This is a genomic window from Acuticoccus yangtzensis (assembly GCF_001927245.1).
GTDB lineage: Bacteria > Pseudomonadota > Alphaproteobacteria > Rhizobiales > Amorphaceae > Acuticoccus > Acuticoccus yangtzensis.
Genome location: NZ_MJUX01000001.1, coordinates 737,313 through 763,089 on the forward strand (window position 1 = coordinate 737,313; position 25,777 = coordinate 763,089).

General features: G+C 67.9%; 19 protein-coding genes and 1 tRNA gene. 9 read left to right on the forward strand and 11 right to left on the reverse strand.

Going from position 1 to position 25,777, the window contains the following annotated elements; all coding sequences use genetic code 11:
- Nucleotides 1-103 precede the first annotated feature (103 nt).
- A complete protein-coding gene (gene recQ / locus BIX52_RS03300; protein ID WP_083659974.1) occupies nt 104-2,191 on the forward strand; it encodes a DNA helicase RecQ in 2,088 nt (695 codons plus the stop codon).
- A gap of 82 nt (nt 2,192-2,273) precedes the next feature.
- Here the strand turns inward: recQ and BIX52_RS03305 are convergent.
- Nucleotides 2,274-2,349, reverse strand: a tRNA-Thr gene (locus BIX52_RS03305).
- A gap of 112 nt (nt 2,350-2,461) precedes the next feature.
- On the reverse strand, nt 2,462-3,022 hold the full coding sequence (locus BIX52_RS03310; RefSeq protein WP_139312705.1) for a hypothetical protein: 561 nt from the start codon (nt 3,020-3,022) through the stop codon (nt 2,462-2,464).
- A gap of 152 nt (nt 3,023-3,174) precedes the next feature.
- Between BIX52_RS03310 and BIX52_RS03315 the strand changes: the two genes are divergently transcribed.
- The 3 genes from BIX52_RS03315 (at nt 3,175) to BIX52_RS03325 (ending at nt 6,675) form a co-directional block, all read left to right on the forward strand.
- On the forward strand, nt 3,175-4,179 hold the full coding sequence (locus BIX52_RS03315) for a DctP family TRAP transporter solute-binding subunit (protein ID WP_075219539.1): 1,005 nt from the start codon (nt 3,175-3,177) through the stop codon (nt 4,177-4,179).
- 175 nt (nt 4,180-4,354) lie between these two features.
- Nucleotides 4,355-5,044, forward strand: coding sequence for a TRAP transporter small permease (locus BIX52_RS03320; protein ID WP_208990437.1), 690 nt, complete (start codon nt 4,355-4,357; stop codon nt 5,042-5,044).
- The gene (locus tag BIX52_RS03325; RefSeq protein WP_075219540.1) at nt 5,044-6,675 is read left to right on the forward strand and encodes a TRAP transporter large permease; all 1,632 of its coding nucleotides are present in this window, start codon (nt 5,044-5,046) and stop codon (nt 6,673-6,675) included. Before BIX52_RS03320 ends, BIX52_RS03325 begins: the two co-directional genes overlap by 1 nt.
- A gap of 55 nt (nt 6,676-6,730) precedes the next feature.
- On the opposite strand, the gene BIX52_RS03330 is transcribed toward BIX52_RS03325, so the two are convergent.
- The 3 genes from BIX52_RS03330 to BIX52_RS03340 form a co-directional block, all read right to left on the reverse strand.
- A complete protein-coding gene (locus BIX52_RS03330) occupies nt 6,731-7,909 on the reverse strand; it encodes a PRC-barrel domain-containing protein (protein ID WP_075219541.1) in 1,179 nt (392 codons plus the stop codon).
- Nucleotides 7,910-8,085: 176 nt separating this feature from the next.
- Nucleotides 8,086-10,164: a PRC-barrel domain-containing protein gene (locus tag BIX52_RS03335; protein ID WP_075219542.1), complete on the reverse strand. Its 2,079-nt coding sequence runs from the start codon at nt 10,162-10,164 to the stop codon at nt 8,086-8,088.
- 128 nt (nt 10,165-10,292) lie between these two features.
- Entirely contained in the window at nt 10,293-11,531 is a 1,239-nt protein-coding gene (locus BIX52_RS03340) for a PRC-barrel domain-containing protein (protein WP_075219543.1), read from the reverse strand.
- A gap of 252 nt (nt 11,532-11,783) precedes the next feature.
- Between BIX52_RS03340 and BIX52_RS03345 the strand changes: the two genes are divergently transcribed.
- Nucleotides 11,784-12,752, forward strand: a complete 969-nt coding sequence (locus tag BIX52_RS03345) for a TAXI family TRAP transporter solute-binding subunit (protein ID WP_171973572.1) — start codon at nt 11,784-11,786, stop codon at nt 12,750-12,752.
- A 67-nt stretch (nt 12,753-12,819) separates the two neighbouring features.
- Here BIX52_RS03345 and BIX52_RS03350 read toward each other — a convergent pair whose 3' ends face one another.
- Nucleotides 12,820-13,362, reverse strand: a complete 543-nt coding sequence (locus BIX52_RS03350) for a carboxymuconolactone decarboxylase family protein (protein ID WP_075219545.1) — start codon at nt 13,360-13,362, stop codon at nt 12,820-12,822.
- A gap of 116 nt (nt 13,363-13,478) precedes the next feature.
- On the opposite strand from BIX52_RS03350, the gene BIX52_RS03355 reads away from it, so the two are divergent.
- The 3 genes from BIX52_RS03355 to BIX52_RS03365 are packed head-to-tail and all read left to right on the forward strand — an operon-like array spanning nt 13,479 to nt 17,078.
- Nucleotides 13,479-15,086: an ABC transporter ATP-binding protein gene (locus tag BIX52_RS03355; RefSeq protein ID WP_075219546.1), complete on the forward strand. Its 1,608-nt coding sequence runs from the start codon at nt 13,479-13,481 to the stop codon at nt 15,084-15,086.
- Nucleotides 15,076-16,167, forward strand: a complete 1,092-nt coding sequence (locus BIX52_RS03360; RefSeq protein ID WP_075219547.1) for an ABC transporter permease — start codon at nt 15,076-15,078, stop codon at nt 16,165-16,167. The genes BIX52_RS03355 and BIX52_RS03360 overlap by 11 nt, the downstream gene beginning before the upstream one ends.
- A complete protein-coding gene (locus BIX52_RS03365; RefSeq protein WP_075219548.1) occupies nt 16,164-17,078 on the forward strand; it encodes an ABC transporter permease in 915 nt (304 codons plus the stop codon). The genes BIX52_RS03360 and BIX52_RS03365 overlap by 4 nt, the downstream gene beginning before the upstream one ends.
- A gap of 82 nt (nt 17,079-17,160) precedes the next feature.
- Here BIX52_RS03365 and BIX52_RS03370 read toward each other — a convergent pair whose 3' ends face one another.
- Nucleotides 17,161-18,003, reverse strand: a complete 843-nt coding sequence (locus BIX52_RS03370) for a helix-turn-helix transcriptional regulator (RefSeq protein WP_075219549.1) — start codon at nt 18,001-18,003, stop codon at nt 17,161-17,163.
- A 231-nt stretch (nt 18,004-18,234) separates the two neighbouring features.
- Here BIX52_RS03370 and BIX52_RS03375 point away from each other — a divergent pair, with 231 nt between their 5' ends.
- Nucleotides 18,235-18,915, forward strand: coding sequence for an SRPBCC family protein (locus BIX52_RS03375; protein WP_075219550.1), 681 nt, complete (start codon nt 18,235-18,237; stop codon nt 18,913-18,915).
- Between the two features lie 94 nt (nt 18,916-19,009).
- Here the strand turns inward: BIX52_RS03375 and pcaF are convergent, their stop codons facing one another.
- The 4 genes from pcaF to BIX52_RS03395 all read right to left on the reverse strand — a co-directional run bounded on the left by pcaF (nt 19,010) and on the right by BIX52_RS03395 (nt 25,763).
- Nucleotides 19,010-20,212, reverse strand: a complete 1,203-nt coding sequence (gene pcaF, locus BIX52_RS03380; protein WP_075219551.1) for a 3-oxoadipyl-CoA thiolase — start codon at nt 20,210-20,212, stop codon at nt 19,010-19,012.
- A gap of 76 nt (nt 20,213-20,288) precedes the next feature.
- Nucleotides 20,289-21,332, reverse strand: coding sequence for an AbrB family transcriptional regulator (locus BIX52_RS03385; RefSeq protein ID WP_075219552.1), 1,044 nt, complete (start codon nt 21,330-21,332; stop codon nt 20,289-20,291).
- Between the two features lie 229 nt (nt 21,333-21,561).
- Nucleotides 21,562-23,262, reverse strand: a complete 1,701-nt coding sequence (locus tag BIX52_RS03390) for an ABC transporter permease (protein ID WP_075219553.1) — start codon at nt 23,260-23,262, stop codon at nt 21,562-21,564.
- Between the two features lie 458 nt (nt 23,263-23,720).
- Entirely contained in the window at nt 23,721-25,763 is a 2,043-nt protein-coding gene (locus BIX52_RS03395; protein WP_075219554.1) for an NADH:flavin oxidoreductase, read from the reverse strand.
- Nucleotides 25,764-25,777: the final 14 nt, after the last annotated feature.

Genomic DNA, 25,777 nt, shown 5'->3' on the forward strand with positions numbered 1-25,777 from the left:
CCCCCGCCCGATCGGTTAGCCCAGGAACAAAGTCGGACTGTGCCGGGCGGCGCGGCACTTTCGTATGGGACCAGCGTGGGGGACTAAGGGTGGCAGCATCATCATGAGCGACCCCTCCCTGTTCGGCCGCCCCAACACGGCTAGCCCCCAGCACGATGCCCCCAATTATGACGGCCCCGACTATGACGGGCCGGACTATGGCGCTCCTCCCTACGACGGCCTCCCGTTTGACGGGCCGGCCTACGACGCGCCTCCGTTCGACGGCCCCGCGTACGACAGCCCTCCGTTCGACGGGCCCGACCCTTACGGTCCGGACGCCTACGGCCCCGACCCCTACGGCCCCGACGACCGTGCCGAGATCGCCGCCCCCACGCCGATCCCGCAGACCGCAGAGGGCGTGCTGCACGAGGTCTTCGGCTTTTCCGAGTTCCGCCCCGGCCAGCGCGAGATCGTCGACGCGGTGATGGCGGGCGAGGACGTGCTCGCCGTGATGCCGACGGGCGGCGGCAAGAGCCTGTGCTATCAGCTCCCCGCCCTCTTGAAGCCGGGCGTCACCATCGTCGTCTCGCCGCTCATCGCCCTGATGCGCGATCAGGTGATGTCGCTCCAGGCGCAGGGCGTCGCCGCCGCGGCGCTCAACTCGTCGAACGATTGGGACGCCAACCGGCGCACCTTGCACCGGGCGATCAACGGCACCCTGAAGCTCCTCTATATTTCGCCCGAACGGCTCGCCCACGCCGAGACCCTGGAGCGGCTGCGCGAGGCGCCGATCTCGCTCATCGCCGTGGACGAGGCGCACTGCGTCTCCCAATGGGGCCACGATTTCCGCCCCGAATATCGCCAGATCGGCGCGGTGCGCAAAGACCTCGGCATCAAGCAGACGGTCGCCTTCACCGCCACCGCCGACAAGATGACGCGCGAGGACATCGCCGAACGCCTGTTCGAGGGCGAGCGCAAGGTGTTCCTGCGCTCCTTCGACCGGCCGAACATCTCTCTCGCCATGAGCCAGCGGGACGAGGGCGGGCGCCAACAGTTCGTCGCCTTCCTGAAGGCGCATGCGGGCGAGGCGGGCGTCGTCTACTGCCAATCGCGCAAGAAGGTGGACGAGACGGCCGCCTTCCTCGCCTCGCGCGGGTTCAACGCGGTCCCCTATCACGCCGGACTGACGCGCGAGGAGCGCGACCACAACCAGGACGTCTTCGTGAAGGGGGACGGGGTGATCGTGGTGGCGACGGTGGCGTTCGGCATGGGCGTCGACAAGCCGGACGTGCGCTTCGTCTTCCACATGAACCTGCCGAAGAACATCGAGTCCTACTACCAGGAGATCGGCCGCGCCGGGCGTGACGGGCTGCCCGCCAGCGCCCACGCCCTCTACGGCTTCGGCGAGATCCGCCAGTACCGCCAGTGGATCGAGGGGTCCGAGGCGCCGCCCCACATCATCGAGGTGGAGAACCAGAAGCTGAACGCACTGGTGCGCATGTTCGAGGCGCCGAATTGCCGGCGGGTGCAGCTCCTCGCCTATTTCGGCGAGACGGCCGAGCCTTGCGGCAACTGCGACACCTGCAACGGCCGCGTGGAGACCTTCGACGCCACGGTGCTGGCGCAGAAGGCGCTGTCCGCCGTCGCCCGCACGCGCGAGAGGTTCGGCACCGAGCACCTCATCGCCGTTCTGCGCGGCGAGCGGACGGAGAAGGTGGAGAAGCACGGCCACGACACGCTGAAGACCTTCGGTGTCGGGGCGGACCAGTCGAAGAAGTCGTGGAAGTCGATCTTCCGGCAGCTCGAAGGCCTCGGCCTCGCCGGGCCGGACGCGGACGATTATCACGCCTGGAAGATCACCGCCGCCGGATGGCAGGTGCTGAAGGGCGAAACGCCGGTGCTCCTGCGCAAGGACACGATGAGCCTGAAGGACAAGCCCGCCCCGGTCGCCAAGGACAAGCCGCTGCCGACCGACTACGACGCAGCCCTGTTCGAGGCGCTGAAGGTGCTGCGCCGTCAGTTGGCGTCCGAGCGCGGCATCCCGCCTTACATGATCTTCCAGGACAGGACGCTGATGGAGATGGCAGCGCGCGCGCCGGAGACGTCGGGCGAACTGCGCGGCATTCACGGCATCGGCGAGCGCAAGCTCAACGACTACGGCCCGGCTTTCCTGGAGGTGATCCGCAACACGGTGGGCAGCACGGCGAAGTAGCGGCACGGCCGCCCGCCCCATCGCTGCCGCTCGCCCAGCGCGCAGGCGTAAACCGGTTTCACCATGTTTGAAGGGTGGCGAATGGTGCCGCGGAAGGGACTCGAACCCCCGACCCCATCATTACGAATGACGTGCTCTACCAACTGAGCTACCGCGGCCCGCAGGCGACGGGCTCTCTTTAGTGTGGTTTGGCGGCGCCCGCAACCCGCTAATCGGCCTCTCCACCGTCTTGCTCCAGCTTCATGCAGGAACGCACGGCGGCGGCGCGCCTCAGGGCTCCAGAACGGCGCCGATCACGCTCTGCACCATCGTGCGCGGCACCACGCCGGCCTTGCGTTTGAAGACCGCCAACGAGTCCGCGACATCCACCACTTCGAAGAACTTCTCCACCTCCGAATAAAAGCCGCGCAGGGTGTAGTCGTGGATGGCGAGGCGGGCGCCGTCCAGCATCATCGCCCATGCGACATAGGCGCACAGACGGCGAAAGCGCCCGTCGATCAGGATGACGTCATAGGGATAGTCGAACCGCGTGAACGGCAGCAGCGCGTAGTTCGGCCAGCGCTTCACGCCGCTCATGTCGCTGGGCACGCCCCAGGCGCCGACGGGGCCGATATCGGCATGGAGGAATTGCAGCCGGTTGCTCTTCACGGCGGCGGCGAGAGTCTCCTTTTCCTTCAACTGCTCGATCCACTTGGCGTCGCTCTCGACCGAGATGATGCGTTTCACGCCCGCCGCGACGGCCACCTCGGTGCTGCCGCCGCAGCCATATTCCAGATAATAAGTTTTGCCTTTGATGAGATCCTCAAACAACACGCGTTCCGGGTTCGTCATTCGGATCGCGATGCCATCGTTCTGCTCGGCCACAGCCAACCCCTTGCAAGAATTAATTGAAATGTCCGTACAATTCCATGGACTATCCGGCTTCCGGCGCGAGGGCAAATGTGGCAATGAAGTCCTCACAACAATGACATATGGGGAGTGCTATGAAATCCTTCCTTTCCGCAGCCCTCGTTCTCGGCTTCTGCGCGTCTCCCGCGCTCGCCCAGGATGCTTGCGATGACGGCGAAGTTGTTATCAAGTTTAGTCACGTCGTTGCCGCCCAAGGCCATCCCAAGGGCGAAATGGCCGACGCGCTCGGCCAGCGCATCAACGAAGAGATGGACGGCAAAGCCTGCATGCAGGTCTTCCCGAACTCCCAGCTCTACGACGACGATAAAGTGATGGAGGCGCTGCTGCTGGGCGATGTTCAGCTCGCCGCCCCGTCGCTGTCCAAATTCGGCGCCTACACCGCGAAATTGAACCTGTTCGACCTGCCCTTCCTGTTCACGGACATGGCCGCGGTCGACACCTTCCTGAAGACCGACGAAGCCAACAGCCTGCTCACCTCGATGAGCGACTACGGCTATATCGGCCTCGGCTACATCAACAACGGCCTGAAGCAGTTCTCCGCCGACAAGCCGCTGATCGTCCCGGCCGATGCGGCGGGCCTCAAGTTCCGCATCCAGACGTCGGACGTCGCCAGCGCGATGATCGAGGCTCTCGGCGCCAACGCCCAGAAGCTCGCCTTCAACGAGGTCTATGGCGCGCTGCAGACCGGCGTCGTCGACGGGCAGGAAAACTCCTACACCAACATCTACACGCAGAAGTTCTTCGAGGTGCAGGACGGCATCACGGAGACCAACCACCAGCTCCTGACCTACTTCATCGTCACCACGCAGGAGTTCCTGGACTCGCTCGACGACGACGTGCGCGAACAGTTCATCACCATCCTGAACGAAACCGCCGACGAGTATAACCAGAAGTCCGAGGCGCTGAACCAGGAAGCCAAACAGAAGATCATCGATGCGGGCGGCACCGTGCGCACCCTCACCGACGAGCAGCGCCAGCAATGGGTCGATACGATGCGCCCCGTCTGGGACAAGTTCGCCGACGATATCGGCCAGGACCTGATCGACGCCGCCGTCGCCGCCGGCAAGTCCCACTCCTAATTTACGGCGCGGGGCCGCCATCCGGCCCCGCTCCACCGCGGCCTCATCTGCCGGGCGCCCGATGGTCGCGCTGCGGGCAGGCGCACCGTCCGCGCACGTCACTGCTGCACACACCACCGCCGCAACCGTCACCGCGTCCCTCCGCGCGACGACGACAGACGCCACGGGATGCCGGATGTACGACCTCATCGCCACCTACCCGCTCGGAATGCTCGGCGCATTCATCGCGGTCTATTTCCTGCTCGACCGTCTCATGCCGAACGTCATGAACGTGTTCGAGGAGACGGTAATCTCCATCATCCTCGCCCTCATGGTGCTCGTCGCCTTCGTGCAGGTCATCCTGCGCTACGGCTTCAACACCGGAATCACCGGCGCGCTGGAGCTCAACCGCATCCTGTTCGCCTGGCTCATCCTCTTCGGCATGAGCTACGGGTTGAAGATCGGCACCCATCTCGGCATCGATTCCTTGATGCGCGTGTTCCCCAAGCCGGTCTTCAAGGCCCTCGCCCTCTTCGGCGCCCTCGCCGCGCTCCTGTGGGCCGTCATCCTCATTCACGGCACCTGGCTCACCTATATCGGCGCCACCTCCCGCGGCGGCGGCGCGGTCGACTATTGGGTGCGCTTCTTCAAGCTGCCCTTGGGGCTCGACGATCTCGTCTACCCCTCCTTCCTGCGCGAGTTCGCGGGTCAGGAGCGGGTTCACCGCTGGGTCGCCTACATCATCCTGCCGATCGGCCTCGCCCTCTTCGCCATGCGCGCGCTGCAGGGTGTCATCGACATCGCGCTGGGCAAGCGCGATCTCATCATCGCCAGCCATGAAGCCGAAGACCTCGTCAACGAAAACAAAGACATTCTGAGGGACTGATGGAAGCCGGTATCCTTTTCGCGCTGGTCTTCATCTTTCTTCTGATCGGCGTTCCCGTCGCGATTTCGCTGGGCCTGTCCTCGGTCCTGCTCATCGCCTTCTTCTCCAACGACTCGCTGTCCTCCGTGGCGCAGCAGCTCTTCACCGCGTCGCAGAACTACACCCTGCTCGCGATCCCCTACTTCATCCTCGCCTCGGCCTTCATGTCGACCGGCGGTGTCGCGCAGCGCATCATCCGCTTCGCCATCGCCGCCATCGGCTCCTTCCGCGGCGGCCTCGCCATGGCCTCGGTGCTCGCCTGCATGCTGTTCGCGGCGCTGTCGGGCTCCTCCCCCGCCACCGTGGTCGCCATCGGCACCATCGCCATCGCCGGTATGCGCCAGGTCGGCTATTCCAAGGACTTCGCCGCCGGCATCATCGCCAACGCCGGAACGCTCGGCATCCTCATCCCGCCGTCCATCGTCATGGTGGTCTACGCGGCGGCGACGGATGTCTCGGTCGGGCGCATGTTCCTCGCCGGCGTCATCCCCGGTCTCGTCGCCGGGGCGATGCTGATGATCGCCATCTACATCATCGCCCGCGTCAAAGGGCTGCCGAAGGGCGAATGGCTCGGCTGGGGCGAGTTCGTGCGCGCCGGCAAGGACGCCGCATGGGGCCTCTTCCTCATCATCATCATCCTCGGCGGCATCTATGGCGGCGTCTTCACGCCGACCGAGGCCGCCGCCGTCGCCGCCGTCTATTCCTTCCTCGTCGCCCTCTTCATCTACCGCGACATGGGACCGCTGAAGGGCCGCCGCTTCCTGTCGGAAGACACCTCCGCCGTGGCGCGGGCGGGGTTCTTCGCATGGGTCTACGGCCTGTCACTCGCCGTCATCACCATCATCGTCGGCTACTTCGTCGGCGGCGAGAACGTCTTCTTCGAGCGCGTGGTGGTCGGCCTCATCGTGTCCACCGCGGCGGGCATCCTCTATATCTGCGCCCGCACCGGCCCGGCAACGGTCCCCGTGGCGATCGCCATGGGCCTCGGCCTTCTCTTCAAGAACATCGCGCAGTCACTCGCCTTCGCGCCGCTCACCATCGTCCACAAGGACACGCGCAAGGTGATGATCGACGCCGCGCGCACGACGATCATGCTGATGTTCATCATCGTCAACGCGCTACTCTTCGCCCACGTCCTCACCTCCGAGCGCATCCCCCAGGCGATCACCGGGCTGATGCTGGACGCCGGCTTCACCTGGTTCACCTTCCTCATCGCGGTGAACGTGCTGCTCCTCATCGGCGGCCAGTTCATGGAGCCGTCCGGCCTCCTCCTCATCGTGGCGCCGGTGGTCTTCCCCATCGCGCTGGAGCTCGGCGTCGACCCGATCCACCTCGGCATCATCATGGTGGTGAACATGGAGATCGGCATGATCACCCCGCCGATCGGCCTCAACCTCTTCGTCACGTCGGGCATCACGGGGATGAGCTTGGTGCAGGTCGTGCGCGCGGCGCTGCCGTTCGTGGCGATCCTGTTCCTCTTCCTCATCCTCGTCACCTACGTGCCGGCGATCTCCACCTGGCTGCCGACGGAGCTGATGGGGCCGGAAATCTCCACCCGCGCGCCAGCCGCCCCGGCGACGCCGACGAACTGAACGCAAAAAAGCCGGGCCCAAGAGCCCGGCTTTTCCGTCTTGATGGTGCGTCGCCTTACTGGACGATCATCGTCTCCGGCAGCTCCTCATAAGCCGCCTCGTCGTATTCCGGCATCTCTTCGATCTCGTCTTCCGTCATGTCGGTGTTGAGAACGATCTCGTCGCCGGTGATCGTCAGGTCGCTGTAGGGGAAGGCGATTTCCTTGTCGCCGATGCCGAGCACGCCGCCGACCGACAGGATTACCACCGGGGCGTCCGTCGCCGGGTCCAGGAGCACCGCCTCGACCTCGCCGATCTCCTCGCCGGCCGTGTTCATCACGTCAGCGCCTTCGAGCTCGGCCACGTTGATCTGATAGGTGGTGGTCTTCATCGCAGCGGCATCCGCTTCAATGGACGATGCGTCGACCGCCTGCGACTCCGTCCCCATCTGGTTCGCACGCGCGGCGGCGGTGTCGACCTCGGGCTCGGTGGTGGTCTGAACCGCGACGTCGGCGGTCTCCTGCGCCACCTCGACGTTAGGCTCGGCCTGTTCGACCGCAACGTCGAGCTCGGGCTCGGTCACCTCGACCTCCGGCTCCGGCGTATCGACGGCGACCTCGGGCTCCGGCGTGTCGACGGAGACGGCGGGCGTCCCCTCCTTGACCGCGACCTCGGGCTGGCTCTGCGTGACCGAAACGCTCGGCTCCGGCTGCGACACGGCCACCTCGGGCGCGGGCTGGTCGACCGACACGGTCGGCTCGGCCTGGGTGACGGACACCTCGGGCTTGGCCTCAGTCACTGTGACCTCGGGCTGCTTCTGCTCGACGTTCACGACGGGCTCGGCCTCGGTCACCGTCACATCGGCGGCGGGCTGCGTCACCTCGACGGTGGCGGCCGGCTGGGTCACCGTGATGGTGCCCTTCGGCGCCTCGGTGCCGGCATCGGCGGTGTCCGTGCCAGCGGCGTGATCCACCTCGGCGAACATCAGAATGCCGTCACCGTCGCCGTCGACCTCGGAGAAGCGCGCTTCATACGCGGTCATCTCGTCGGCCCCGAGCGTGATGCCCTCTTCATCCAGGCACGCCTGCAGCTCGTCCATGGACAGGCCGCGATCGTCGTTCAGATCGTAGCCCAGAAACTCTTCGTTGGTCATGGCGTCGACGGCGCAGGCGCCGAAGTCGGACTGCTGTGCCAGCGCCGGGCTTGCGGCGAGCATGGCGGCCATCGCGGTTCCCAGCATCCACCTGTTGGTCATCGAAGGCTCCCTCGTTGTGATCAATATATGGTGCCCAAAGGCCGCGGCCCTTGCGCACACTCTGAAAGATCAATTCCTGTCACGCACAAGCCGTTCCGTTTTCCGGTTCAAAAAGACAGAAAAGCCGCCGCGGTCCGAGACCACGGCGGCTACCAATGCTTTAAAATAGATTACTGTTACTCGACCATGCTGGCCGGAAGCGGTGAATAATCTTCTTCCACATACTCCGGCATGTCCTCGAGCGCGTCGTCACTCGACGAGGTGGCGAGGGTCGCCGTCTCGCCGTTGTAGCTGAGGTCGCTGTAGGGGAAGACGAGGTGTTTCTGGCCGAGGCCCAGGATGCCCCCGACCGAGATCACCACCATCGGCTCTTCGCCGGCGTTCGACAGAACGATGGTGTCGATCCGCCCGATCGTGTCACCCTCGACGTTCTGAACACGCATCCCTTCAAGCGCCTCCAACGGGATGACGACCGGAACGGACGCGGTCTCCACCTCGCTCGGGCTCTGCTCGGCCTCGATGGCGGCAGGCGTTTCGAGCTCGGCAGGAGCGGTGGCGCTGTCCGTCGCGGGGACGGCCGCTGCATCGTCCGCCGGCTCCGTGGTGGCTGCGGCCATCTCGGTGTTCGCCGCGTCCGCGGTCTCCTCGGCCGCCGTCTCGACGCTCTGCGCCGCCTCGCCGGCAGCGTCCGCGGTCTCCTCGGCCGCACTTTCGACCGCCTGCTGGGTGGCGACGGCCGCATCGCCGGCCGCGTCCGCGGCATCGCTCGCCGCCTCCTCGGTGGCCCTGGCGGCGTCGCTGGCCGCCTCCTCGGTGGCATCTGCGGCATCGCTGGCCGCCTCGCCGGCGGCGTCCGCCGTCTCCTCGGCGCCCTCTTCCACCGCGTTCACGGCATCGCCCGTCGCATCCGCAACGCTGGACGCCGCATCGCCCGCCGCATCGGCCGTAGCCTCCGCCGCATCGTTGACGGCTTCGCCGGTGGCCTCGGCCGCATCGTCCGCGGTGGCAACGGCGTCGTCCGCCGCCTCACCCACGGCGTCGGCCGTATCGGACGCGCCCTCCTGCACGGCGTCGGCCGTATCGGTCGCGCCCTCCTGGACGGCGTCCACTGCACCGGACGTCGCCTCGGCGACGCTGTCCGCCGCGTCGCTGGCCGCGTTCCCGGCCGCGTCGGCGGTCTCCTCGGCCGCGTCCTCGGCGTTACCCAGGAGCCGGCCGGCCGCATCGGCGGCATTCTGCGCCGCTTCGCGCATCGCCGCACCGGCCGAGGCCGCAGCCTCCTGCGCCTGGTCGGCCATCTCACGCGCGCGCTGCGCCGCGTTGCTGGCCGCCTCGCGCGCGCTCTCGCCCGCATTGCGCGCCGCCTCTTCGGCCGCAGCCGCCGCCTCACGCGCCCTCTGCGAAGCCGCCTCGGCCGCCTGACGCGCGGTCTCACCCGCCTCGCGGGCCGCATTGCGTGCCGCCTCGGACGCCTGTGCCGCAGCCGCGCGGGCCGCCTCCATCGCCTCGCGCGCACGCTCGCCGGCCGCACGCGCCACGCTCTCCATGGTCTCACCCGCGTCGGAGGCCGCCTCCGCGGTGGCGTCCGCCGCGTCGGAGGCCGCCTCGCCGATCGCCTGGCCCGTCTCCGCCGCCAGCGCCTGGGCGCCGGTCGTCGTCGTGCGCTCCAAGTTCACGTTCGGCTGGGCCTGCTCGATCGTGACCTGCGGCTCTTCCTGCTCGATCTGAACGTTGAAGGTCGGCTGCGCCACCTCGACCTGTGCCTCGGGAGTCTCGACCCGCACGTCCGGCGCCACGGGCGACACGGCCACCTGCGGATCGGCCGGCGTCACCGCGACCTCGGGGGCCGGCTGGTCGACCTCGACCGTCGCCTCGGGCTGGTCGATCGCCACCGACGGACGGCCCTGCTCGACGGTCACCTCGGGGTCGCGAAGCTCGACCTTCACGTCCGGCGCCACCGGCGTCACCGTCACCTGCGGCTTGCGCTGCGTCACGGTCACGATCGGATCGTACTGCTTGACGATGATGCGCGGGGCGGGCTGCGTGACGGTCACCGTCGGCGCCGGCTCGTAGACGCGGATCGTCGCGGACGGCTGACGCACCACGATCACCGTGCGCGCGGGCGCGGCGGCGGGGGCCTCCGCGCCCGTCTGCGGGGCCGGCGTGTCAGGGGAAGCGGCAGGAGTCGCGTCCTGCGCCAATGAGGGGGTGGCGGCAAGCAGGGCTGCAAGAGCCGTGCAGGTCCAAAGCTTCATGGGAGCTCCTCTGTTTTCAACAGAAGTGTCGCAAGCTCGTCGCTCGGCAAGTATGCGTCACATTTATATAACGAACGAAAAGCCGGGGCGTTGCCCCGGCTCCATCGTTTCCAGCGTTTAAGGCCGGATCAATCGTCGATCTCCGTGAAGCGGCTCTCGTCGTAGGACTCCTGGTCCTTCAACGTCTCCTCGTTCAGATCGGTCGCGACGCGCACGACGTCCCCGTCCATGGTCACATCCGACACCGGGAAGGCGAGGTCCTTGTCGCCGATGCCGAGGAAGCCGCCGACAGAGATCACGATATAGGTCTCGCCGGTCGCATTCTCGATCACCACCTCGTCGACGTCGCCGATCTTCTCACCGGCGGAGTTGACCGCGTCGACACCCTCGAGCTCGGTCAGCGGCAGCGCGGAAGCGGTCGCCGTCGTCGCGGACATCGCGGCCGGAGCCTCGGCGGTCGTATCCGCGGTCGTTGCAGCGGGCCGGTCGGGCGCCTCGGTCATCTGGGCCTGAGCCGTCTCGATCGGCGCGGCGGCATCGGCACCCTCGGAGTCCGCTTCGGCCTGCTCGACGACCGGGTCGGCGCCGGAAACGCGCTCGATCACCACCTCGGGCTCGCCCTGCTCGACGACGACCTTCGGCTCTTCGGACGTCACTTCGACGTTGGCCTCGGCGGTCTCGACATTCACCTCGGGCTCGGGCTGGCTCACCGTCACTTCGGGCTCATGCTGCTCGACGGTGACGTTCGGCTGAGCCTGCGTCACCTCGACCTCGGGCGCCGGGGCATCGATCTCGACACGCGGCTCCGGCTGCGACACGGCGACCTGCGCCTCGTCCTGCTGGATCTCCACGGCCGGCTCGGGCTGCACCACGGACACTTCCGGCTCCGGCTGCGACACCTGAACCTCGGGCTCGCGCTGGGTGACGGCGACCTCAGGCTCGGGCTGCTCGACTTCGACCACCGGATTTGCCTGGTCGACGGTGACCGTAGGCGCCGGCTGGTTGACCGCCACCTCGGCCTCGGGCTGCTTCACGTCGACCTCGGTCGCGGTCGCCGTGGTCGCAGTGGCTGTACCCATGTCCAGGTCGGCGATGACGATGACGGCATCGGAGTCCTCGTCCAGCGCGTCGAACTCGTCGAGCAACGCCTGACGTTCGTCCTCGGCGACATTCGCATCGAGGCAGCGCGTCAGCTCGTCGCGGGAAATCTCGCCGTTACCGTCGGCGTCCATGGCTTCGACGCTGGACTGGCTCATCGTATCGCCGGACAGCGCACACAGGGTGGCGTCCTGCTCGGTCTGGGCGAGAGCCGGAGAAGCGGCCAAAAGAGCCGCAAGGGCGGTCCCGGTGAACCAATTCCGATGCATTATGACACTCCGTTGTTTCTGATTTTAGGCAAGGACAACGTCCCCATGTCATCACAACGGACGGCCGGCGGCTTCTGTTCCGACTTTAACCTTGTTCAACGCGCCTCAAGATTGACAAACCTTGCAGCAGCCGGTTTGCCTTGTTGTGTGACGCGGTTGGGCCACACCGAGCCCGGCGGAGGCAGCCATCCTGTGTGCCGAGTGGATGGACGCTGACGTAAGCCGCGCTCGGAAACGAGGGAGTCTATCCGAATGAGCAAACGCATCCTCGCCATGGCGGCCGCCGTGGCGCTCTGCGCTTCAGCCATCCCCGCCAGCGCGCAGGACGAGACGTTCGTGACCATCGGCACCGGTGGCGTCACGGGCGTCTACTACCCGACCGGCGGGGCGATCTGCCGCCTCGTGAACCGCGGACGCCGCGACCACGGCATCCGCTGCTCCGCCGAATCCACCGGCGGCTCGGTCTACAACATCAACACGCTGCGTGCCGGCGAGCTCGACTTCGGCGTCGCGCAGTCCGATTGGCAGTACCACGCCTATCACGGCACCTCCTCCTTCGAGGATGCCGGCCCGTTCGAGGGTCTGCGCGCCGTCTTCGCCGTCCACCCCGAGCCGTTCACCATCGTTGTGCGCGCCGATAGCGACATCGAAGGCTTCGAGGACATCAAGGGCAAGCGCGTCAACGTCGGCAACCCCGGCTCCGGCCAGCGCGCCACCATGGAAATCGTCATGGACGCCTTCGGCATCACCATGGACGATCTGGCCCTCGCCACCGAGCTGAAGGGCGCCGAAATGGCCCAGGCCCTGTGCGACGGCAACATCGACGTCATGATGTACGTCGTCGGCCACCCGGCCGCGGCCATCCAGGAAGCCGCCAACTCGTGCGACGTGAAGGTGGTCCCCGTCACCGGCGAGCCGATCGACAAGCTCGTCGCCGACAACCCCTACTACCGCGTCGCCACCATTCCGGGCGGCATGTACAAGGGCAACCCGGACGACGTCTCGACCTTCGGCGTCGGCGCCACCTTCGTCACCTCGACCGACGTGTCGGAGGACGTGGTCTACAACGTCGTGAAGGCGGTGTTCGACAACTTCGCCCAGTTCAAGCAGCTTCACCCGGCGTTCGAGAACCTGAAGGAAGAGGAGATGATCTCCGATTCGCTCTCGGCTCCGCTGCATCCGGGCGCCGAGAAGTACTACAAAGAGCGCGGCTGGATGTAATCCGGTCCGGCTCAGCCGAACGGCGCCGCCCCTCGGGGCGGCGTTTTCGTATGCGACCCCGGCGGGCTCAGCCCATCTCGGGCGGGCCCTCCCCCGGCACCTCGAACACGTTCAGCGTCATCGACACCAGCGTGTAGTAACCGCAGATCCCGGTGAGATCGACGACACCCTGGTCCCCCAGGGTCGCCACCGCCGCTTGATAGACCATGTCGCTCACCTTGCGCTCGGTGTGCAGCATCAGCGCGAAGTCGTAGACGGCCTGCTGCGTGTCGTTCTCGAACGGCGGCGGCGTGCGGTCGCGGATGGCGTCGATGATCGCGTCCGCCAGTCCCGCCTCACGCGCCATGCGCTTATGAACCGACCACTCGAACTCCGACGACCACACCCGCGCCGTCACCAGAACGGCCAACTCCGACAGGTCCGGCGGCAGCAGCGAATCATAGCGGCAATATTGGCCGAGGCGCTGGGCATGCTGCGCCAATTCGGGCCGGTGAAGCCAAATCCGCATCGGTCCGATGACCGCTTTGCGCGGTCCGGCGATGATCGCCTCCGCCACCGCCTGCTGTTCGGGGGTCAGATCGTCGAGATCTGGGGGCGATAAGCGTTCCATCCTGCCGTCCTTTTGTATTGCGTGAAGTGTGAGACTAGCCTGATCAGGCCGCGCCACCCAACCGGGCACCGCGGCCCCGAACTTGCACCCTCGACCGCAGTTTCGCGAAGGCCCCGATGACCCCACCCCTCCTCGAGATCCGCAACCTGACGAAGACATTCGGCAGCCTCAAAGCCAATGACAGCATCTCCCTCACCCTCGGCGAGGGAGAGATCGTCGCGCTGCTGGGCGAGAACGGGGCCGGCAAGTCGACCCTGGTGAAGATGCTGTTCGGCGCACTGCAGCCCGATTCCGGCGACATCCTGTGGCGCGACAAGGAGACCGTCATCAGCGAACCCGCCGTCGCCCGGCGCCTCGGCATCTCCATGGTGCACCAGCACTTCTCGCTGTTCGAGGCATTCACGGTCGAGGAGAATATCGCGCTCGGCCTGCCGGACATGCCGCGCGCAGGGCTCGCCGAAAAGGCGCGCACCCTCTCGGCCGAATATGGCCTGCCGCTCGACCCCGGCGCCCTCGTCGCCGATCTTTCCGTGGGCGAGCGCCAGCGCATCGAGATCGTGCGCTGCCTGCTCCAAAACCCCACCCTCGTCATCATGGACGAACCCACAAGCGTCCTGACCCCGCAGGAGGTGGAGCGCCTCTTCGGAACCTTGCGCAAGCTGAAGGCGGAGGGGCGCACGGTCGTCTACATCTCCCACAAGCTGGAGGAGGTGCGCGCCTTGTGCGAGCGGGCGGTGATCCTGCGCCACGGCAAGGTGGTGGAGACCTGCATCCCGGCCGAGCGCACCGCGGCCGAGCTCGCCAGCGCCATGGTCGGCGGGGCGATCGCCAATGTCGGCCGGACCAAGCGCACGCCGACCCCGGTGCTGGCGGTGAGGGGGCTCGACCAGCCCGCGGCCACCACCTTCGGCACCAGCCTTTCGGACATCAATCTCGACGTGCGCCCGGGCGAGGTGGTCGGGATCGCCGGCATCGCGGGCAACGGGCAGAGCGAACTCTTCGCCATGTTGTCGGGCGAAGAGCTCGCCGCGAAGGCGGACGCCGTGACGCTGCTCGGCGAGCCCGTCGGGCGCATCGGGATCGACGGGCGCCGCCGCCGGGGGGCCGCCTTCGTGCCGGAGGAGCGACTCGGCCACGGTGCGGTCCCGCCCTTCGACCTGTCGGACAACGCCCTCGTCTCGCGCCACCGCATGAGCGACGGCACGGCAGCGCCCCTCGGCTTCCTGCGCCACGGCGCGGCCCGGCGCTTGGCCGCCCGCGTCATCAAGGCGATGGACGTGCGCGCGCAAGGAACCCACAGCACCGCCGGATCCCTCTCCGGCGGCAACCTGCAAAAGTTCGTCGTCGGGCGCGAGCTCGACGCCAAGCCCAAGCTCCTCATCGTCGATCAACCCACTTGGGGCGTCGATGCGGGGGCCGCCGCCAACATCCGCCAGCACCTCATCGACCTTGCCGAGAGCGGCGCCGGCGTTCTCGTCATCAGTCAGGATCTGGACGAATTGTTTGAAATCGCCGACCGCATCGCCGTCATCGCCGCCGGTCGCCTCTCCCCCGCCGCACCGGCCGATACGTTGACGCGTGAGGCGATCGGCCTCCTGATGGCCGGCCCTGCCCCCTCGTCACCACCCTCCGCCTCACCACCCTCCACCTCGCCAACCCATGCGGCTGGTCCACCTTCACCGCCTCCGGCGTCACCCGCCGCGGAGCACTCACATGCGCATTGACCTTCGCCGCCGCACGAATGTGCCGTGGTGGGCCGAAGCGCTGGCCCCGCTCCTCGCCTTCACCGTCACGCTCGCCATCGGCTCCGTCATGTTCGCCGCCTCGGGCAAGCCGCCGGCGGCCGCGCTGACGGCCTATTTCATCGAGCCATTGTCGGAAATCTGGTCGATCCACGAACTCGCCATCAAGGCGGCGCCGCTGATCATCATCGCGGTCGGCCTCTCGGTCGCCTACCGCTCCAACACCTGGAACATCGGCGCGGAGGGACAGTTCGTCGCCGGTGCCATCACGGGCGCGGCCATTCCCGTGCTCTTCCCCGGCGCGACGGGCGTTTGGGTGCTTCCGGCGATGCTCGCCCTCGGCCTCCTCGGCGGCGCGGCCTGGGGCGCCATTCCCGGCCTCCTCAAGACCCGCTTCGGCGCCAACGAGATCCTCGTCTCGCTGATGCTGGTCTACGTCGCCCAACTGCTGCTGGACTGGCTGGTGCGCGGCCCCTGGCGCAATCCGGAAGGCTACAACTTCCCCGAAACGCGCTTCTTCGACGATTCCGCACGCCTGCCCGAGCTCATCGCGATGGGCGACTATGGCGGGCGGGCGAACTTCGGCATCGTCATCGCCCTGGTCCTGGCCGCGGCAACCGCGATCTTGCTGACCCGCACGAAGAAGGGCTTTGAAATCAAGGTCACCGGCGCCAGCCCCAGAGCCGCCCGCTTCGCCGGGTTCGACCAGAAGGCCACCACCATGTTCGCCTTCCTCTTCTCCGGCGCGCTGGCGGGCCTTGCCGGCATCGTCGAGGTCGCCGGCGCCATCGGCCAGCTCACGCCGGTGATCAGTCCGGGCTACGGGTTCACCGCCATCATCGTCGCCTTCCTCGGCCGGCTCCACCCGATCGGCATCGTCATCGCCGGGCTGGTCCTGGCGCTGACCTATCTCGGCGGCGAGGCGGCGCAGATCTCGCTGGGGCTGTCGGAGAAGATCGCGCAGGTCTTCCAGGGCGTGCTCCTGTTCGCCGTCCTCGCCAGCGACACGCTGGTCCGCTACCGCGTCACCGTCACGGCCCGCGGCCGGGGGGTGCCGGCATGATCGAAGCGATCCTCATTTCCGTGATCATCGCCGCCACGCCGATCCTCATCGCCGCGCTCGGCGAAGTGGTGGCCGAGCGGTCGGGCGTCCTCAATCTCGGCGTTGAGGGCATGATGATCGTCGGCGCCGTGACCGCCTTCGCCACGGCACAGATCACCGGTTCGCCCTATCTCGCCATCCTCACCGCCGCGCTGGCGGGTGTCGCCATGGCGGGTCTGTTCGCGATCCTCGCCATCTGGCTTGCCACCAACCAGGTGGCGACGGGCTTGGCGCTGACCCTCTTCGGCCTCGGTGTGGCCAGCCTCGCCGGCGAATCGTTCGTCGGCCGCCCTGGCGTGAAGCTGGGCGACATCGCCGTCCCCTACCTGTCGGATCTGCCGTATGTCGGCACAGTCCTGTTCGCGCAGAGCCCGCTCTTCTACCTGTCGATCGCCCTCACAGTGGGCGTCACCGTGTTCCTGTTCCGCACGCGGGCCGGATTGCGGCTGCGCTCGGTCGGCGACCAGCCCGTCGCGGCCCACGCGCTGGGGCTGAAGGTGAACCGCATCCGCACCCTGGCGGTGCTCTTCGGCGGACTGTGCGCGGGCATCGCGGGGGCGCAGCTCACCCTCGTCTACACACCGCAGTGGATCGACGGTCTGTCGGCCGGACGCGGGTGGATCGCTCTCGCGCTCGTCGTCTTCGCGAGCTGGCGGCCGACGCGGGTCCTGGCCGGAGCCTACCTCTTCGGCGCGGTGACGATCGCCCAGTTCCACGCGCAGGCGTTCGGGGTCGATATCCCGTCGCAATTCCTCTCGGCACTTCCCTATCTCGCGACGATCCTCGTTCTCGTCATCTTCGCGTCCAACCGGCGCTTCACGATGGTCAACACACCGGCGGCGTTGGGGCGCCCGTTCGTCCCCGACCGTTGAGAGCAAGGCCGAAACAGGGGCGCCCCACCGGGCGCGCCTGTCTCGCCGCGGGGCAACGGCGGCGGGGCCGCGGGCGCACCGCTCAGGCGGCGGCCGCCACCAGCGCGCACCGGCGATAGTCGGACGGTGCAATTCCCACATTGTTGGAGAAAAAGCGCGTGAAGCTCGCCTGGCTGGCGAAGCCGAGGTCGAGGCCGATCGACGTCACCGCATCGCTCGACCAGACCAGCCGGTCGATCGACCGTTCCAGCCGCAACGTGTTGAGGTACATATTCGGCGTCACGCCCAAATTCTGGCGGAAGAGCTTGTAGAAATGGGGTCGTGACATCCCGGCGTCGCGCGCGATCCGGTCGAGCGCGCACGCCTCGGACACCCGCTCGTTCATCAGCGCCAGAGCGTTGCGGATGCGAAAGTCGCGCACGCTCGGCCAGGGATAGGCGGTGCCGCGGGCGGCGGCGCTCGGCATCTGCGGCAGCCACGTGCGGTCGAAGGCTGCGCGGGTCAGCGCGGTCAGCTCCTCATGCACCGTCGCCTCGTGGCCGCAGGCGAGCATGTCGCCGATCCGCGTGACGCGCGCCCGCATCGCGCTGTCGACGTCGAGGGTGGGGGCGCCGAAGCGCACGGGCTGACCCATCGCGCGGGCCAGATCCTCGAACCAGCGCGGCTTGATGTAGAGCGTGAGGTAGAGGGCGCCCTCACCGTAGCAGCCGGGCTGGAAGTCGTGCGGCTGCCATGGGCTGATGGCGATGGCCTGTTCGGCGCGGATGTCGCGCCGGGAGCCTTCCAGATCGACACTTCCGCCGGTCCCGGCCAGGAGAAAAATAAGGTGCCCTTCGCGATGGGCATGCGGCGCCAACGGCCTGTTCAAACGATACAAAGCCGCCCGTCCGATGGCACCATGAAACACGGCGATTGCCGTACTCATCACCACCCTCCCTTGATATCGGAGCATTTTTTGCTCTCTGTGATTGCAATTAGGGCACTGGATTCCGGCGCTGTAAAGCGGCGATGCAATCAAACGTGCGCCAGTTGAGGCGGCTTACGTGTGCGGCGGCCTTATCCAGCGCTTGCGGTGGGACGGCGCAGCCCTCAATTTGCCCCCAACCGGCTGGCCCGACGAGGGCCGGCTCTTGGACCAGGATTACGAGGACATCCGATGGAGCTTACCGGCGAACACCGCATCCCCGCCCCGCGCCAGGCCGTGTGGGAGGCGCTGCATGATCCCGAGATCTTGAAGGCCTGCATCACCGGGTGCGACATGCTCGTGATGACCGACGACGGCACCATGAATGCCAAGGTGACGGCGAAGGTCGGCCCGGTGAAGGCGACGTTCGACGCCGCCGTCGAAATCGTCAACGAGGTGGCCCCGGTCAGCTATACGCTGCAGGGCGAGGGCAAGGGCGGCGTCGCAGGCTTTGCCAAGGGCAAGGCGGACGTGTCGCTCGCCGAGGACGGGACCGACACGATCCTGACCTACAAGGCCGAGGCGAAGATCGGCGGCAAGCTCGCCCAGCTCGGCTCGCGCCTGGTTGATTCCACCGCGAAGAAGTACGCCGCGGACTTCTTCTCGTGCCTCTCCGAAAAGGTGGGCACGGGTGCTGCGGCCGAATCGGGCGTCGACGTCGCGGCGACGGACGCGCCGGTGGTGCCGGATCCGGCCGCCCCTGTCGCAACGCCTGGCGCCACCACCGCGACGACCCCCATCGCGCCGACCTCGCCCCCGGACGTGGCGGCGATCGAGGCGGAAGCAGCGCGCGGCCGCAGCCCGACCTTCCTGTGGGCGGCGGTCGTCATCGCAGCCCTGGTGGTCGCGGTGCTCGCCTACACCTACGCCTGACCGCGGACGGGCCGCTACGCCTGAAACTGGACGGGCCGCGCATCCTGCGGCCCTCCCTTGCGGGGCAGGGAGACGTTCCTCGCCCCGCAGCCGGTCAGACGCGCTCGAGCATCAGCGCGATCCCCTGGCCGACACCGATGCACATGGTGCAGACCGCCCGCTCGGCGTCGCGGTCCGCCATCTCCATCGCGGCCGTCAACGCCAGACGCGCGCCGGACATCCCGAGCGGATGGCCGAGCGCGATCGCCCCGCCGTTCGGGTTCACGTGCTCGGCATCGTCCGGCAGGCCGAGCTGGCGCAGGGTCGCCAACGCCTGCGCCGCGAAGGCCTCGTTCAGCTCCATCACGTCGATGTCGGACACCTTGAGGCCGCGCCGCTCCAAGAGCTTCTGCGTCGCCGGAGCGGGGCCGATGCCCATGATGCGCGGCGGCACACCGGCCGTCGCCCCCGCCACGATGCGCGCCACAGGCGTCAACCCGTAACGCTCGGCCGCGGCGGGCGAGGCCACCAAGAGCGCCGCCGCACCGTCGTTGACGCCCGATGCGTTGCCGGCGGTCACCGTGCCGCCTTCGCGGAACGGCGTCGGCAGCCGGGCGAGCTTCTCCACGGAGGTCTCGCGCGGGTGCTCGTCCTCGCCCACCACGATGGGATCGCCTTTGCGCTGGCGGATCTCGACCGGGACGATTTCGCGCGCGAGCCGTCCGGACGCGCGCGCGGCGATCGCCCGTGCCTGACTGCGCGCGGCGAACGCATCCTGATCCTCGCGGCCGATCTGGAACGCCTCGGCGACGTTCTCCGCCGTCTCGGGCATGGAATCGATGCCGTAGCGCGCCTTCATCGCGGCGTTGACGAAGCGCCAGCCGATGGTGGTGTCGTACATCTCGGCATTGCGGGAGAAGGCGGTGTCGGCCTTGCCCATGACGAAGGGCGCGCGCGACATGCTCTCGACGCCGCCCGCCAGGACCACGTCCGCATCACCGGAGCGGACGAGCCGCGCGGCAATGCCGATCGCGTCGAGCCCAGAGCCGCAGAGGCGGTTGATTGTGGCGCCGGGCACCGTGTCCGGCAGGCCCGCCAAAAGCACGGCCATGCGGGCCACGTTGCGGTTGTCCTCGCCGGCCTGGTTGGCGCAGCCCATGATCGCATCGTCGATGGCGGCGGGGTCCAGCCCCGGCACGCGGGCCAGAAGCGCCGTGATGGCGTGGGCTAGAAGATCGTCCGGCCGCACGGCGCTGAGAGCGCCCCCGTAGCGGCCGATCGGCGTGCGCACGCCCTCGCACAGCAGTGCTTCCGTCATCGCCTTGGTCCTCGCTCCCGTTCACGGCCGCCGCAAGTGGTAGCAGCGGTTCCGCACGCCGGAAACCCGTTTCGCGCTATTCGTTCCGCTTACCGAGCTTCGTCATCGCCGCCACCGCCGGGGCCAGCACGATCACGATGATCATGCGCGCCAGATGGTGGGTCACCACATAGCCGAGGTCCGCCCCGGCGACGATGGCGATGATCGCCATCTCCGCCTGTCCGCCGGGCGAGAAGGCCAGGAAGGCGTCCACGGCGGGGGCGAGGCCGGTCAGCATCACGAACTCGGTGAAGGCGGCGGCGAGCGCGGCGAGGAGGAGCACGAAAACCAGCCCCACGATGACGATGCGCCTCAGCTCCTTCAGCGTCACGCCGACATAGTAGGCGCCGACCGACGCGCCGATGAAGAACTGCGCCGCCAGGATCGCCTCGCTGGGCGGGCGGTGATGCAGGAAGCCGGTGAGCGAGAGGACGCCGCCCACGACCAGCGGGCCGATGATCGCCGCGCCGAACAGGCCGATGCGTTCCCCGCCCTTCCAGCCGACCAGCGCGGCGGCGGCCATCAGCGCCATCTCGCCGAGCGGCAGGTCGCGCGCCGGAATGCCGATCGGATTAACGAAGGCGACGCCGTAGAGATTGAGGAGCAGGATGGGCGCGACGGTGACGATGGCGAGGACGCGCGTCGCCTGGATCAGCGAGACGGCGCGCACGTTGGCGCCTGCCTGCTCACCGAAGGCGATCATGTCCTGCAGGCCGCCGGGCATGGCGGCATAATAGGCGGTCGGCAGGTCGAACCGGGCGACGCGGACGAAGTACGGGACGCCGATGGCGCCGATGACGAGCACATAGACCGGGACGAGGGAAAGCGAGAGCGCCATGGCGGGCAGGCTGTCCACCACCTGCGGGGTGAGCGAGCAGCCGACCGTGAGGCCGAGGACCGTGCGCGCGGCGATGCCGAGCTGACCGGCGCTCTGCAGCTTCACGCCCGCGAGCGCGGTGACGAGGCAGGCCGCCATGGGCCCGAAGAGGAAGGGCAGCGGAATGCCGAGGAGCCAGAAGAGCGTGGCTCCCGCCCCGGCGATGGCGAAGGTGATCAGCCGGTGCAATGTGAAATAGCCCATGCGGTGTAGAGGGTCCTGATGGTCGCGCGCCGGCCGGGTGACGAAGCGCAGTGGCCGGCGTCCGGGAGCGGAACCGCCTCCAGATGGCGCGGTGGCCGCCGCCGCAGCCGGCGCAGTCGTTGTCATGGCAACGATATTATAGGGCCAAAGGGGGCCGGTTGGGCCAGCCCCTAGGCCCGCGGGAGGGCGCGACGGCCGCCAGCCATAGGCTGAGGCGATAGGCCGAGGGTCACGCCGCCGCTTTGGTGTCCACCTCCGCGGAGGGGATGATTTCGACCATCACGGGGTCCGGTGCGGCCGCCTCGCGCGGCGGTGCGGCCTGTCCGCGCTTCTGGTTGGACCGCGTGATCTGACGCGACAAAAGGATGACGGGGATCAGCCCGACCGCGATGATCATCAGCGACGGCACGGCGGCTTCGGCCAACCGCTCGTCGGAGGCGAGGCGGTTGGCGCGGATGGCCAGCGTGTCGAAGTTGAAGGGGCGCAGGATGAGCGTCGCCGGAAGCTCCTTCATGATGTCCACGAAGGTGATGAGGAAGGCCGTGAGCAGCCCGCCCGACAAAAGCGGGGCATGGACGCGGCAGAAGGTGCGCCCCTGCCCCGCCCCCAGCGTGCGCGAGGCCCAGTCCAGCGACGGCGAGATCCGCGCCATCCCCGCCTCCACCCCGTTCAGCGAGACGGCGAGGAAACGCACAACGTAGGCGAAGACGAGCGCGGCGATGGTGCCGGTGAGGATGAGCCCGGTGCCGACGCCGAAGGTCGCCACCATCAGCCCGTTCAGCCAGCGGTCGAACGCGCCGAAGGGGATCAGCAGGCCGACCGCGATGACCGCCCCCGGCACCGCGTAGCCGAAGCCCGCGAGCTGGCCGAGCACCTGCGTCAGCCGTCCGCCCGCCACGCGCCGCGCATAGGCGATGACGATGGCGACGGAGACGGTGGCCACCGCGCCCACGGCGGCGACGAGCACGGTGTTGCCGATGAGGCGCGTCGTGCGCGGGTCGAACCACGCGACGTCGAGGCCGAGGCCGAGGCCGAGCAGGGTCAGCGCCGGGACGAGGAAACCGAAGGCGACGGGGAGCGCGCAGGCGAGGATGGCGGCGGGGATCTGCCAGCCGCTGAGCGCCAGTCCGCGGAATGGGCGGCCGGCCTCGGAGAAGCGTTTGCCGCGGCGCCCCACCCGCTCCAGCGCCATGACGAGAAGCACCAGGGTGACGAGGACGAGCGCCAGTTGCACCGCCGCCGTGCGGTCGCCGAGGGAGAACCAGGTCCGGTAGATCGCCGTCGTGAAGGTCTGAACGCCGAAGAAGGAGACGGCGCCGTAGTCGGCCAGTGTCTCCATCATGACGAGGGCGAGGCCGGCGACGATGGCCGGGCGGGCGAGCGGCACGGCGACGCCGATGAAGGCGCGCCAGGGCGAGCGGCCCATGATGCGCGCCGCCTCGAAGGCGGAGGCGGACTGCTGCAGGAAGGCCGCCCGCGCCATCAGGTAGACGTAGGGAAAGAGCACCATGGAGAGGACGAAGGCCGCCCCGCCGAGGCTGCGGATGTTGGGGAACCAGTAGTCCCGCGGCCCCCAGCCGGTGACGTCCCGCAGCAGCGTCTGCACCGGGCCGGGGTGGGAGAGGAGATGCGTATAGGCGTAGGCGCTGACATAGGCGGGCATGGCGAGCGGCAGCACCAGCGCCCAGGCGAAGACCTCCCGCCCCGGAAAGCGGCACATGGTGACGAGCCAGGCCGAGGCGACGCCCGCCGTCGTCGCCAGAACCGCGACGGCGAGGCACAAGGTGACGGTGTTGACGAGGTAGCCGGGCAGCACGGTTTCGGCATAGTGCAGCAGCGCTTCGCCGGTGCCGCCGAACGCGGAGACGACGAGGGCGGCGAGCGGCAGCAGGCTGGCGACGCTGAGCAGCACGGCAGCGCCGACAAGCACGGATGCACCTGTGCCGCGGCTCACGCGCACCCACCACAGTTTGAACCTAGAAGAAGTCTAGAACCGTTCGCTCTCATCTTAGGCTATTACGGATCGACGCCCGTTTTGCCAAGATGGCGAGAGGCCGGGGCGTGATGGTTGCCCCTTCGCTGAACCGGCAAGGCCTGGCGGGCCGGGGGCAAACCACACAGCGCGCGCGGATACCGGGGACGGCGCGCACCCCTCATGTGCGCGCAGAGCCCCTCATCAGGGCCGCGCCGTCGGCGGGAGATGCGCAGGAGGCTGGGTGCGGTGCGCGGCGGCGGGTGCTCCACGCGGGCTTGCGCGCATCAGAAGGCCGGCGGAGGCGCAGTCCTAAACGCGAAAACGGCGCCTCCGGGATCTCCGGGGCGCCGCTCCAACGCATTTGGGTTGCGGAAACCGGTCGTCTCGCGGCTCCGTGGCCGCGCAAAGGCGGATCAGACCGACTTCATCAGCCTCAGTGAATCGTACACCGCGGCGTGGATGTTGCGGCTCGCGACCGCATCCCCGACGCGCCACAAGGTGTAACGCCCGTCCGGATTGCGGGTAACGGTCTGTGCCGCCCCCGCGATCATCTGACCGAGATCGACCTCGCCGCGATTGGTGGAGCCGTCCTTCAGGTCGAAGTACAGGTCCTCCAGCGGCTGCGTGCCGTTCTCGACGACGATCTGGTCCGCCTCCCGCATCACTTCGCGCTCACCATACTCGTCCCAGAAGACGGCGATGAGGCGGTTGCCCTCGCGCCGGATGGCGCTGAGCTTCAGGTTCAGCGTAGTCGTGACACCATGATCCGAGAAAGCTTTGAAATAAGGCGGGAAGGAGGTGCCTCCGACCTCCGGACCCACGGTTCTCTCCGGGGTGACAATTTGTACGGATGCACCGCTACGGGCGAGAAATTCGGCCGTCGTGAGGCCTGGGTGTGCGCCATTGTCATCATATAGGATCACCTCTTTCGCCGGCTTGGTCGCGCCGGACAATATGTCCCAGGATGAAGTTGCAAGGTCTTCGCCTTCCTCCAGGAAGGAGAAGTCGGGCATGCCCCCGGTGGCGACCACCACCACGTCGGGGCCCTCCGCCACGACATCGTCGTGTTCGGCCCAGTGGTTGTAACGAAAGTCTACGCCCAATCGTTCACATTCGGCAACGCGCCAGTCCACGATGCCGAGAATTTCTTTGCGGCGCTGCAGCCCGGCGGTGAGGCGAACCTGTCCGCCCGGCGCGTCCTGCGCCTCGAACACGACCACCTGGTGACCCCGCTCGGCCGCCACGCGCGCCGCCTCCAGCCCGCCCGGCCCGGCGCCGATGACGACGACCTTCTTCTTCGGCCCGGCCGACGGCGCAGCATGGTGGGGCATCGTCCCCTCCCGCCCGGTCGCCGCGTTGTGAACACACGACGCCTCACCGGCATAAATGGAGTCGATGCAGTAGCCCATGCCCACACACGGACGGATCCGCTCCTCGATCCCGGCGCGGATCTTCTCGACGATGTGCGGGTCCGCAATGTGCGCCCGCGTCATGCCGACGAGGTCCAATTTGCCGCTCTCGATGGCGTGGCGCGCGGTGGCGACGTCCTGGATGCGCGCGGCGTGCATCACGGTCACCTTGGTGGCGGCGCGCACCTCGCCCGCGAAGTCGAGGTGCGGGGCGGATCGCGCCCCCATCCCCGGAATGACCTTGGACAGCCCCTCTTCGGTGTCGAGGTGGCCGCGGATGACGTTGATGAAGTCGATCAGGCCGGACGCCACGTAGCCCTGCGCGATTTCAAACCCCTCGGCCTTGCTGATGCCGTTCTTCACGTCCTCGTCGCACACAAGGCGCAGGCCGAGGATCATGTCCGGGCCGACCCGGTCGCGGATGGCGTTCAGCACCTCGAAGCCGAAGCGCATGCGGTTTTCCAGGCTACCGCCATAGTCGTCGTCCCGCTTGTTGGTCAGCGGCGACAGGAACTGGTCGAAGAGGTGGCCGTAGGCGGTGATCTCGATGCCGTCGAGCCCGGCCGCCTGCACCTTCTCCGCGCCGTCCGCATAGGCGGTGATGACGCGGGAGATGTCCCAATCCTCCATCGCCTTGGGATAGCCGCGGTGGGCCGCCTCGCGCACCGAGGACGGCGCCACCAGAGGCAGCCACGACCCGCGCGACCAGTAGGACCGCCGGCCGAGATGGGTGATCTGGATCATCACCGCGGCGCCATGCTCGTGGCTCTCGTCGGCGAGCTCCTTCAGCCAGCGCACGGACTCGTCCCGCCACAGCTCGATGTTGCCGAAGGACTGCGGCGAATCGGGCGCCACACAGGTGGACCCGCCGATCATGGTGAGGCCGATGCCGCCCTTGGCCTTCTCGGTATGGTAGAGCCGGTAACGCTCCTTCGGCAGGCCGCCTTCGGTATAGGCCGGCTCGTGCGCGGTGGAGATGATCCGGTTCCTGAGCCTCACGCCTTTGAACTGGTAGGGCTCGAGAAGCGGGTCGGCGCGCGTCGTCATGAAACTTCCTTTTC